Annotated in this window: 12 protein-coding genes and 1 other RNA gene; 5 read left to right on the forward strand and 8 right to left on the reverse strand. The window is 32.7% G+C overall.

Going from position 1 to position 12015, the window contains the following annotated elements:
• Both CXF59_RS02405 and CXF59_RS15545 read right to left on the reverse strand, forming a co-directional pair.
• Positions 1-993, reverse strand: a 993-nt coding sequence (locus tag CXF59_RS02405) for a hypothetical protein (RefSeq protein ID WP_157824506.1), incomplete at its 3' end; no start/stop codon positions are given.
• A 784-nt stretch (positions 994-1777) separates the two neighbouring features.
• Entirely contained in the window at positions 1778-1906 is a 129-nt protein-coding gene (locus tag CXF59_RS15545) for a hypothetical protein (RefSeq protein WP_255416289.1), read from the reverse strand.
• Between the two features lie 625 nt (positions 1907-2531).
• On the opposite strand from CXF59_RS15545, the gene CXF59_RS02415 reads away from it, so the two are divergent.
• The 3 genes from CXF59_RS02415 to CXF59_RS02425 all read left to right on the forward strand — a co-directional run bounded on the left by CXF59_RS02415 (position 2532) and on the right by CXF59_RS02425 (position 6047).
• Entirely contained in the window at positions 2532-3017 is a 486-nt protein-coding gene (locus CXF59_RS02415) for a histidine phosphatase family protein (protein ID WP_101136133.1), read from the forward strand.
• 5 nt (positions 3018-3022) lie between these two features.
• Positions 3023-5092 (forward strand): polyphosphate kinase 1, encoded by a 2070-nt coding sequence (ppk1, locus tag CXF59_RS02420; protein WP_101136134.1) that lies wholly within the window; start codon positions 3023-3025, stop codon positions 5090-5092.
• A 64-nt stretch (positions 5093-5156) separates the two neighbouring features.
• The gene (locus CXF59_RS02425) at positions 5157-6047 is read left to right on the forward strand and encodes a Ppx/GppA phosphatase family protein (RefSeq protein ID WP_101136135.1); all 891 of its coding nucleotides are present in this window, start codon (positions 5157-5159) and stop codon (positions 6045-6047) included.
• A 261-nt stretch (positions 6048-6308) separates the two neighbouring features.
• On the opposite strand, the gene CXF59_RS15175 is transcribed toward CXF59_RS02425, so the two are convergent.
• The 6 genes from CXF59_RS15175 to CXF59_RS02455 all read right to left on the reverse strand — a co-directional run bounded on the left by CXF59_RS15175 (position 6309) and on the right by CXF59_RS02455 (position 10419).
• Positions 6309-6860 (reverse strand): DNA polymerase III subunit gamma/tau, encoded by a 552-nt coding sequence (locus CXF59_RS15175; RefSeq protein WP_232758596.1) that lies wholly within the window; start codon positions 6858-6860, stop codon positions 6309-6311.
• Positions 6861-6949: 89 nt separating this feature from the next.
• The gene (gene dnaX, locus CXF59_RS02435) at positions 6950-8035 is read right to left on the reverse strand and encodes a DNA polymerase III subunit gamma/tau (protein WP_101136136.1); all 1086 of its coding nucleotides are present in this window, start codon (positions 8033-8035) and stop codon (positions 6950-6952) included.
• A gap of 131 nt (positions 8036-8166) precedes the next feature.
• Entirely contained in the window at positions 8167-9252 is a 1086-nt protein-coding gene (locus tag CXF59_RS02440; RefSeq protein ID WP_101136137.1) for a class I SAM-dependent methyltransferase, read from the reverse strand.
• A gap of 97 nt (positions 9253-9349) precedes the next feature.
• The gene (locus CXF59_RS02445) at positions 9350-9646 is read right to left on the reverse strand and encodes a hypothetical protein (RefSeq protein WP_101136138.1); all 297 of its coding nucleotides are present in this window, start codon (positions 9644-9646) and stop codon (positions 9350-9352) included.
• Positions 9647-9731: 85 nt separating this feature from the next.
• Positions 9732-10031, reverse strand: coding sequence for a hypothetical protein (locus CXF59_RS02450; RefSeq protein ID WP_101136139.1), 300 nt, complete (start codon positions 10029-10031; stop codon positions 9732-9734).
• Between the two features lie 76 nt (positions 10032-10107).
• The gene (locus tag CXF59_RS02455; protein WP_101136497.1) at positions 10108-10419 is read right to left on the reverse strand and encodes a hypothetical protein; all 312 of its coding nucleotides are present in this window, start codon (positions 10417-10419) and stop codon (positions 10108-10110) included.
• Between the two features lie 116 nt (positions 10420-10535).
• Between CXF59_RS02455 and rnpB the strand changes: the two genes are divergently transcribed.
• Together rnpB and CXF59_RS02465 are read left to right on the forward strand one after the other, a co-directional pair.
• Positions 10536-10865, forward strand: an RNA gene (rnpB, locus tag CXF59_RS02460) — RNase P RNA component class A.
• 129 nt (positions 10866-10994) lie between these two features.
• Positions 10995-11927, forward strand: coding sequence for a ketopantoate reductase family protein (locus tag CXF59_RS02465; RefSeq protein ID WP_101136140.1), 933 nt, complete (start codon positions 10995-10997; stop codon positions 11925-11927).
• Positions 11928-12015: the final 88 nt, after the last annotated feature.

Below are 12015 nucleotides of genomic sequence, written 5' to 3' on the forward strand. Positions count from 1 at the left end.
AGAACCTCCTGTTGTATTAGCAGTACAAGTTTTAGTAAAAGCAGTACCAGCATTAGCAGAGACTTTAGGGTAAATTGTAACATCATGAGTTTTAGTAGAAGTAGCAGGAGGGTTGGCAGTATCAGTAGCTGTTAATGTTATCCTATATGGGATAGCATTTAAAGTATTATTAATTGGATAAGAATGAGTTCCAAAGGTATAATCTAAAAACTCCTCATCTCCTGGTATTGAAGAATTAGGGTCACTATATAAAATTGGTTTAACAGTTATTAGTGGCGAGCTATCACCATAATTAAGAACAAATGTATAAGGCGCTATAACTGGATTCGCGATTGTACCGTTATAAATTTTTCCCCCTGTAACGCTTGTAGTTACAGTTATATCATTACAAGTTAAGGGATACTTAAAATTAGCCACTAGTGGTCCGTCTACAGTAATATTTTTAACAGATCCATCACAATGAGGACCATTATTTTGTCCCGGAAGGACTTTATTATTTTCGCCCCAAGCTATATAAATATCTTTTAGTTCAAATGAAGCTCCGCAAGTGTATGGCAACTTAGCCACTCGATAATTAATATTTCTATCAATTATTTTACTTTCAGTAGGTGAAACATTTGCTTGCTTAACTGCTATTAAATTTGACGTTACACCTCCGCTCAAATTAGATTGAACTCCGTCAATTAATAATTTAAATTCAACATAGAGTCCATATTTAGAAGATGCTTTATCTATATCTATCCATAAATAGACATCATTAACATTAAATCCAGAAGCATCGCAATTCGAAATTGGAACTCCAGTACTAGTTCCAAGGAAAACTGTACCAATTTCAATAGCATTTGACGTACAAGATGCCGTAGCTCCTGATGAAATTTCATTTGGAGTAGCCATTATCTCAGTCTGCGAATAACCAATTGTTGCAGCAAACATAAAGAAAGCCAGTAAAAGGAAGGTAATTTTAGATTTTTTGTAAGTAGAGTTTGGTTTCATATTGATTTGTTTTAAATCGTTAGAAATGGGGTTGTTAGTAGGAGTAATTCCTTTTTTTTTAGTAATTTTTGCGCACTGATTGATAAAAGGGCGTATTAATTTGTTTTGACTCTATAGGAATCAAATCTATTGTGGTAAAATTTGTTTTATGGGAATCAAAATATGACGCTGTTACTTTCGCTTTTTGAGAAAGCAGAATGATCCAAGACTTTGGGTTTTGGATTTCTGAATATTTAATAACAACTGCTTTAAAAAGAGCTGATATAAGTAAAGTAATTTTTTGTGTCATAAGAGTAGGATCTTAAGTTTTTAAAATGAACGGTAGATTTCGGGCAGAAAGCATTGTAATTTAATAAAACATCTTTTATGTACTATTGTCTGCCAAACTTAAATATAAATAATAGTACTTTATTTTATTCTCTTTGAATAACCTAAATACTCGTTTAAGTACCTTTTTTAAGTACTATTGGACATCAAAAAACTTTTTTTTGGGAAATAACTGAGGTCGAAATATAAATTTTATGTTAAGTTTTAACACAACTGTAGTATAATTAATATGTTAGTTCTTAACAAAAGGGGGTGTTAATTTATATTTCAAAAGATTAAGAAAACAATTTTTTATTGGTCAATGAAATTTAAAATTTTCAGATAGATAAAACAGGGTAACAATAAAAGAGATTATATGTTGTCGCTTTGTTTTTGAATGACGTCAAGCAAGAATTTCGACACACAATTTTAGGATAATTGAGACGGATAAATAATATAAAGAAGGGAGAAGTTCGTTTTAGTCGTTGTTTTTACTTAAAAGCACAAAAGGAAATAGTACTGCTGTGGCTACTAAGGCACATAAACCAATTACTATGGCAGCAAAAAGGCTTATGATCTTTAAGAATATATAGCATATTGTTTTCATATTGATTTTTTTTAAAAGGTGAGATCTGAGCTTTCATACCCATAATTAAACCTACTACTAAATAATGGGACTTTTTATTTTTTTCTTTCAAGTGCCTAAATACTCGTTTAAGTCTTTTTTTTAGAATATTTAACAGGAAATTTTTTTTATTTTGAACTACTAATTAAATTTCATACTTATCATTTGATCGATTTACCTATTGGTTAATGTTTTCTTTTTCATTACAAAACAGCGGCTGAAGCAATCTATTCCATATTTTTCAGGATGTGTAATTTAAACTTGTTATTTTATTTATTCCTTAAGTTATTAGTGCTTATGATCAGGTGCTTATATATTAAATTTTAAATCATAAGAAGGGAAAGCTTTATTGCGACTTTAGTCAATTATTTTTGACTAATTAAGACCTATAAATAGTGTTAATTACAAATTACTAATTTATTCCTCTAATTAATAAGGGTATCTTTATAAAATTGCGTTGGATAATCATATTGAAGGTCTGTATTTTAGATGAAATCTACAGGGTTTTTACTTGAATTAACTAGAAAAAAAAGACTACATAATGATATAAATTGTATCTTTCTAAATCAATTAGTACTTATTAAATATCATAAGAAAATTCCTAAATATGAAAAATCTAATATTAGTAAGACATGCAAAATCAAATTGGGATGCACCGCTGCAAGATATTGATAGACCATTAGATCAAAGAGGAATGAAAGACGCTCATTTGGTTTCATCAAGCATTTTAGATTTTATTCCAAAGACCTATGTAATATGGAGTAGCATTGCAAAAAGAGCTTCCGATACGGCTCTTATTTTTGCCCAAAATATATTATATCCTATTGAATGTATTGATTATAAGGAAGGACTTTATACTTTTGATGAAAAACAGCTGGAAGAAATCATAAAATCATGTGAGAATGTTTTTGACAGTATTATTGTTTTTGGACATAATGCGGCAATTACAAACTTTGTGAATAAATTTGGAGACGTTTCTATTGATAATGTTCCTACCAGTGGGTTTGTAGCTTTAGAATTTGATACAGAAGATTGGGAAGAAATAAATAAGGGGAAGACTAAAAAAATAATAGTTCCAAAAGATTTAAAATAAATATAGTGCTAGAAAAGAAATATATAGATAGAGAAAAAAGTTGGTTAGCATTCAATGCCAGAGTACTTCAAGAAGCAGCAGATGAATCAGTACCACTTTTAGATAGATTGCGATTCTTAGGAATTTTTTCAAATAATTTAGATGAGTTTTTTAGAGTTCGTTTTGCCGCAATAAGGAGATTAAGTCTGTCGGGGAAATCCGGAGCGAAAATTCTTGGAGGTATTTCGGCTCAACAATTAGTAAAAGATATTACTGAGATTGTAATTGACGATCAAACAGAAAGCCTTGTAATTCTAAAAAAAATAGAAACCGAGCTTGAAAGCGAAAATATTTTCATCATTAATGAAAACGAAATTTCAGTTGAGCAGGAAATATATTTAAAAGATTTCTTTATACAAAAATTGAGTCCTGAATTAGTAACCATTATATTAAATGATTTATCTGAATTTCCCTTATTGAGAGATAATATGGGGTATTTGGCCATTAAATTAGTAATGAAAAAAAACTCAGAAGTTCGATATGCCATTATCGAAATTCCAAAAACGATGAATCGATTTGTTGTTTTGCCTTCAGAGGATGAAAAACAATATATAATTCTAATTGATGATGTAATCAGACATAATTTAAAAAGTATTTTTAATATTTTTGATTATAAAAGTGTTTCTGCACATATGATCAAGATCAGTCGAGACGCTCAATTGGATATTGACAGTGATTTGAGCAAGAGTATGCTTGAAAAAATTTCGATAAGTGTAAAAGACAGAATAATAGGGGAACCTGTTCGTTTTATATACGACCAGATGATTGAAAAAGATACTTTGGAATTCTTTCTGGATAAAATGAAGATTGATTCTACAGACAGTATAATACCAGGTGGTAGATATCATAATAGAAGAGATTACATGGATTTTCCAAGTCTGGGGAGATTAGACTTGTTATACACGAAAAATGATCCATTACCCATTCCAGAATTAAGTCTGGAAGGAAGTATCTTGCAAAAGATTAGTGAAAAAGATTATTTATTGAATGCCCCATATCAATCCTATTCTTATCTCACTAAATTTCTACGCGAAGCGGCCCTGGACCCTAAGGTCACAACAATTAAAATAACTTTGTACCGATTAGCTAAGAATTCGCAAATCATAAGCTCCCTAATCAATGCAGCAAAAAACGGTAAAAAAGTAATCGTTCAGATTGAATTGCAGGCTCGATTTGACGAAGCGTCAAATATTTCCTATGCGGAACAAATGCAAACAGAGGGTATTGAGCTTATTTTTGGCGTAAAGGGACTAAAGGTTCACAGTAAAATATGTGTTATTGAAAGAATTGAAAGCGGTAAAGTAAAAAGATACGGCTTTATATCAACAGGAAACTTTAATGAGTCTACTGCAAAGGTATATACGGATGTCACACTATTTACCAGTCATCAGTCGATTCTAAAAGACATTAATAAAATATTTGATTTTTTTAATATTAATTATAGGACATACCGTTATAAGCATCTTATTGTTTCGCCACATTATTCTCGAATTCGATTTTATAAACTAATTGAGAGGGAAATTCTGCATGCATTAGCGGGGAGAAAAACGTATATAAAGCTAAAAATGAATAGTTTATCTGATTTTGGAATGATCGATAAATTATATGAAGCCAGCAATGCGGGAGTAAAAATACAATTAGAAGTAAGAGGGATTTGTTCATTGATTCCTGGTGTTAAGGGAATGAGTGCTAATATTGAAGCCATCAGTATTGTTGATAATTATTTAGAACATTCCAGAATTTATATTTTTGGAAATGCAGGGCAAACAGAGGTTTTTATTTCTTCAGCAGATTTTATGAACCGAAATCTGGATGGAAGGGTAGAAGTGACCTGTCCTATTTACGATCAAGAGATCAAAAAAGAACTCATTGACAACTTTGATCTAGGTTGGAAAGGAAATGTAAAAGCACGTATTCATTCGGATAAACTGGATAATAAATACCGCGAAAGAGGTGGTGATCCTGTATTTAGGGCTCAAATAGAAACCTATAAATATTATCAAAGGAAAGTCGAATTATTAGACGAAACTTTTTAGAAATAGCAATTTTATTTTTAACTTATTCATAAGTAGAAAAGTAAATTCAAAATCATAATAAAGAATGATTAACATAAAGAAATACGCGGCAATCGATATTGGATCAAATGCAATGCGTTTACTAATAGTAAATATTGTTGAACAACAGGGTAAAGAGCCTCAATTTAATAAAAGTTCCTTAGTTCGTGTGCCTATCCGATTAGGACAGGACGCCTTTACTGTAGGTGAAATATCCGAAGAAAATATCGATAGAATGTGCGATGCTATGAAGGCATTCCATCTCTTGATGAAAGTACATAAAGTTCAGGACTATAAGGCATTTGCCACTTCCGCTATGAGGGAAGCATACAACGGAAAGGAGGTTGTAGACCTTATCAAGGAGAAAGCAAATATTAACATAGAAATAATTGATGGAAAAAGGGAAGCAGCAATAATCGCTTCAACAGATTTACATCACCTGTTAAAAACAGATCAGACCTATCTTTTTGTGGATGTTGGTGGAGGTAGTACAGAATTCACCCTTTTTTCAAATAGCAAAATAGTAACTTCCAGATCGTTTAAAGCAGGTACTGTTCGCTTGTTAAATGGAATGGTCTGCGATGTAGTTTGGGATGAAATTGAAAAATGGATAAAAACAAATACGGTAGATTATGAAGAAGTTACCCTGATAGGTTCTGGAGGTAATATTAATAAATTATTTAAAATGTCAGGTGCAGTACAAGAAAAGCCTTTGTCCTATATTTATATGACTGCACAATATTCTTTCTTAAATTCATTGACTTACGAGCAAAGAATTGCGGAGTTGGGATTAAATCCGGATCGTGCTGATGTTATTATTCCTGCTACTAGAATTTACCTCAATGCAATGAAATGGAGTGGAGCAAGACAAATCTATGTTCCTAAAATTGGATTATCCGATGGAATTGTAAAGGCTATGTATTTCGGTAACATATAAACAAAGTTCTTTTTTAAAATCGTTAAAAAATTGAAAACATATGTTATACAAGTGATTACTATCTTGATTGAAATTGTTTTTTCATAAAAATGCTCAATCGCAGAAATCTATTGTAACCATTCATAGATTAAGTATCCATAATGATGATTATCCTTATGAAATGGTTAGTTTGAGATTGAGTTTAATGATTTGGCTGGTTCGGTATAAAAAAATCAATTCAGACAAAAATCGAATTTTTTTTTGATTTTAAGAGATGATTTTTTAGCCGTTTAGGTCTAATCCAAATGTCGTCCTTAACAATTCAATGCTAGGGTTTATTTCATGTAACCTGTTGTACCTGTCTTGGTCATTAAAGTTCTTTTTGTTTTCGAAACTTTCATTTACAATAACGTCAATTGTAATATCATGATTGTGTAAATGACCTTTCAAATGTCCCAACAGACCATTTATTTCTTTTTCAAAATCCAATTTTGAACCTTCATTCGGTAGCTCGAGTGTAATGTCAAATCCATTCAAAACGGGATCATTGATAAGTAATAACGACTCCATAATTTTAAATCCTTTGTCACCTAAACGTTTTGCATACTTAGTCCATTGCACTAACATCTCCGTTTCTGAAAAAGGCTCTGTAGGCAAATCAACTACTTCTTTTACAAACGCTTTATTGCTTTCTTCCAATGCTCTTTTAGCACGAATACTGGATAATGATAGGGCCGAAACTTTAGGCTCATTTGATATTGTTTCCGTGTTTGAAGGAGGACTAGGAGCAGTGATTTCAGTCGTCTTTTCTAAAACAATTTGTTGTGCTTCCACAGCGATTTGCAATGGAACAGGTTGCGCCTCTGTAGCTTTTGTTTGATCAGCTATTGAGTAATCTCTTTTTCTAAAATAGGTAGGGGGGATTATAAAGGACTCAACTTTTTTTTTTCTCCATCAAAAGTGATAGAGGCAAGTTGCATCAAGCATAGTTCAACCAGCAGTCGCTGATTTTGACTCAGTTTGTATTTTAAATCACAATCATTTGCAATAGCGATTCCTTTTAATAGAAAATCTTGGCTGCATTTCTGAGCTTGCAATCCGTACATTTTTTGAGCTTGTTCACCAACTTCTAATAAAGATAAAGTTGAGGGGGTTTTACTGACTAATAAGTCTCTAAAATGGGACGCTAATCCAGATACAAAATGATGTGCATCAAATCCTTTAGAAAGAATGTCGTTAAAAGCCATCAGTAACTCAGGAATTTTATTTTCAAGAATCAAATCTGTAACCGTGATATAAGTCTCATAATCGAGTACATTAAGGTTTTCAGTAACGGCCTGACGTGTCAAGTTCGTTCCGCAATAAGAAACTACTCTATCAAAAATAGACAAAGCGTCGCGCATGGCACCATCTGCTTTTTGCGCAATAATGTGTAGGGCATCATCTTCAAAAACGATTCCTTGATTAGTTGCCACTTCAGCAAGATGTTCTTTGGCGTCTTTTACGGTGATTCTTTTGAAATCAAAAATCTGACAACGCGATAATATTGTTGGAATGATTTTATGCTTTTCGGTCGTTGCCAATATAAAAATGGCGTGTTTCGGCGGTTCTTCCAATGTTTTAAGAAAAGCATTAAAAGCCGCTGAAGATAACATATGCACCTCGTCAATAATATAAACTTTATATTTTCCGGTTTGTGGTGGGATACGGACCTGATCAATCAAGCTCCTGATATCGTCAACAGAATTATTAGATGCAGCATCTAATTCAAACACATTAAAAGCAAAATCTTCAGTTGGGTCATCATACCCTGGCTGATTGATTTTTCTGGCCAAAATACGAGCACAAGTCGTTTTTCCAACTCCTCTAGGTCCCGTAAATAATAGGGCAGAAGCAAGATGATTACTATCTATGGCATTCAACAAAGTATTGGTAATGGCTTTTTGTCCCACCACATCATTAAATGTTTGGGGGCGATATTTACGAGCCGATACTATAAATTGTTCCATAGATTTTTTCCTTCGAAAGCAAATATAGTCATTGCCATTATATTATGAAAATGATACTTTGTTTAATTCTAAAATTATTTGAATAAGAAAATGAACCTTGTACGGTTGAAAAATAAATAGACCTAATTAAGTTAGAGATTTAGGCCTTTGAGGAGTTTTTGTACAGCTCCCTTTCGTTGAATTAAAACTTTGAATTTTAACCCCATACTCATTAAGAGACTGTAGTTAATATAGGATTCATGAATTTTAGCCTGAGAGTTATTTTCATGATTATTTATAATTTCGTTATGGTATTCTTTAATCCCCATTGCAGTTAAAAAATGAGTTTGATTGGTTATTCCGCAGGTTTCTAAACCATTTTCATTTCCCCAATTTGTTAACGCTGTAAAATTAACATGTGAAGTGATATCTTGACTTCCGATTAATTGAAATGGATTGTCATTTTTTTGATGTTTATTGTAGCATAAGAGTGTGCCAGAGCTTCTATGAATTGCATATAAATCAGAAGAACATCCTCCATAATCAATCGTGATTACGTAGCCGTTCTTTAAATGTTGGGACACTTCAATTGTCCATTCTTTTAGCTCTAAATTTACTTCTGTTCGAAAACCGTCTGGTAATTGTATAAGCAAGGTTTTAAAATAATCTACAAGTTCCTTTTTTGCGGGAACTAATACTTCCTTAAAACCATCGCGATAATCTACATATACTTCTTTAAGAATGTCTTGCATCACCACTTGGTGTATTGCAAAATTATCTACCAATTCATTCGATAGGACACAACCGTTAATTATAGGAATGTCTTTTATCGAATCATACCAACTGACTTTTTCGTGCAAGTGTTTCTTTTCAATTTCTTGCATTTGGGTGCTTTTCTCTATAATGCAATAGCGCAAACAATCATATAAATCGCTGTTGTCCTTTAGATAAAGCATAATGTCATGACAGAGAAGACCTGTGCCAGCACCATACTCAACAATTGTGAACGGTTTTCTACCTAATATTTCCCACATTTCCTCGATTTGGCGTCCTATCATTGCTCCAAAAGAAGCGGATAGATTAGCGCTGGTATAAAAATCACCATCTGCCCCAATTTTATTTTGTACGGAATTATAATAGCCAAGCTGCGGATGATACAATGCCATTTCCATAAAATCATGAAATGATATTGGCCCCTCGGCTGCAATTCGTTCTCGTATTATTTCAGCAAGTACCATTAAATACTAATTTGGCTAATTTTATTTTTTGCTTCACATATCAACGATTTAAGGGACTGTTGTTTAAAAATTTGGTAGGTCAAAATGAGGAGTGTCATTACTTTCTTCCTTCAATGCTAAGTTTAATTAGTGCTTGTGCTGCATCACTAACTGAATTTGCGGCAAAACCAGTAACAAAAACACCGTTTTGGCCAGATTTTGTACTTATTCCATAGACTACAGCTTCGTCATCTGGGTTTGTATTTCCTTCGTAACGGTAGATGTGCACAATTTGATAATGGTTGGGATTTTTTACAATATCCTCTTCATGAAGATTAAAATCATAAGTAAATCCTTTTTCCCTTAATTCTTCTAAGGCTTTTGATACAGTGGCATAATGATAAATATTTTTCATGATGTTTTTTAGTTCATTTTTAAATTTACGAGTAGAAAAGTACTACAGTAGCTTCGTTGTAAAAAAAAACAGCGTATTCTGATTTTTATTTTGTCCTGTTTTTTATGCCTATATTAATAAGTGCTTGCGCTGCATCACTAATAGAATTTGCAGCAAATCCAGTGACAAAGACTCCTTTTTTTCCTGAATTTGATTGGATACCATAAACTACGGCTTCATCCCCGGGATCAGTATTTCCTTCGTAACGGTAAATGTGTTTAATTTCATACTTTTGTGGATTTTTTGCAATATCCTCTTCATGAAGGTTAAAGTCATAGGAGAACCCATTTTCATTTAACTCGTCTAAGGCTTTTGAAACTGTGGCATAATGATACATTTGAGTCATGATTTTTATTTTTATGTAAGATTAGTATCTTTAATTTCGAAATTATTTTTCTTTGATTAAAGGGAAAGGACTCAAATTAAGTTCTGCATTGATTGTCATTATTTTCAATACATAACTTAGCCAATACAATTACAGCTTCATTATTTGTCTTTGCCGAAAACCCGGCCACAAAAACTCCTTTTTTACCAGAAGAAGATGTAATACCATATACTATAGCTGAATCGCCTGGATCAGAATTTCCCTCGTATCTGTAAACATGTTTTACTTGATGTTCAGCTGGTTTTTGTATAATGTCCTCTTGATGAATATTATAATCATAGGTAAAGCCTAATTCATTTAATTCGTCAAGGGCTTCAGTGACTGTTGAATAGTGATAAATAGGTTTCATAGCTAGTGATTTTAAATTACAATTAAAGATAACTATTTTAAAATTAAGAGTTTGTAAAATAGCTGGTAAAGTAAAATTTAATATTTGACTTCGAGGTAAAATTGTTGTAATTTCGCCGCACAGACCGCCTTATCGTCGTCTCGTCTTTTTGGACGAGAGGGAGGAAAGTCCGGACACCTTAGAGAAGTATAGCGGGTAACACCCGTCGGTTTTGTCTGTAAAGACAAGATTAGGACAAGTGCAACAGAAAGTATGTACAGGTAATGCTGTAGTGAAACCAGGTAAACTCTATGCGGTGAAATATCAAGTATATCAGCATTTAAGGGCTTCTCGTCCGTTGTTGAAGGGTAGATAGCTTGAGCTTGTTGGTAACAACGAGTCTAGATAAATGATAAGGGTCCTGATTTATCGGGATACAGAATCCGGCTTATAGGTCTGTTTTTTTTTTTCTAACAATTAATAAAAAGGGATTGTGAAATCTAAAAAGAAACCATTAAGAAATTAAGTTTCATTAAGTCGATAGGCTTAATTTTCTCAATTTCTTAATGGTTTAACTTTTATTGTAAACTGTAGTTATGCTAACAAGAATTGGAATTTTAGGGATAGGCGGAGTAGGTGGTTATTTTGGCGGACTTTTGGCAAAAGCCTATGCCGAATCAGATCAATTCGAAATCGTATTTATTGCTCGCGGTGAAACCCAAAAAGCAATTACAGCTTCAGGATTAAAGATCATCACTGACGAAAATGAAATCATTGCCTTTCCAAGTATTGTTACTAATGATCCTGTAACAATCGGGAAACTCGATTATCTTATTTGTGCGACAAAAACGTATGATATAGAAGAAAGTCTTCTTTCATTAGAAAAATGCATTACTAAAAACACAATTATTCTTCCTTTATATAATGGTGTCGATGCACCAGAAAGAATAAGTACTCTTTATCCTGATAATGAAGTTTTACAAGGTTGTGTTTATATTGTTTCGATGATCGAATCTCCAGGAGTCATCAGAAAAATGGGTCCTTATGAGAAATTGTATTTCGGGTCAGATACAGCTCCAATTGGCAGGTTAAAAGCATTACAGACCATTTTTAAAAGTGCCTCAATAGAAAGTTACTTCGTTGATCAAATAGTGGAAACCGTTTGGGAGAAATTTATTTTCATTTCTGCTTTGGCTTCAGCCACTTCGTATTTAGATCAAAATATAGGCGAAATCATAAATAGTAGTTCCAGTAGAGCAGTATATGTTGAACTCTTAAATGAGATCACCATGTTAGCCGCAGTAAAAGGGTTGAATTTGCCCAATGATATTGTTATGCAAACTATTCATAAATTAGAAAAAACACCAAAAAATGCAACTTCATCGATGCATCGGGACGTATTGGCCGGCAGGAATTTTGAACTAGCTTCTTTGACCGAATTTGTAGTGAATGAAGGACTTAAATATGAAATTGAAATGCCTACTTATAAAATGGTATTGGATAAATTAGCAAAGGTTTCCAATAACTAATTAATCCTATTTACTCTTTGATTTAGAAAACTGCATCACAAAGAGTTTATTCCGAAAAAAAGCCCCTTGTTTTCATAGGGGCTTTAGC

This window comes from Flavobacterium sp. ALD4 (assembly GCF_002836475.1).
GTDB lineage: Bacteria > Bacteroidota > Bacteroidia > Flavobacteriales > Flavobacteriaceae > Flavobacterium.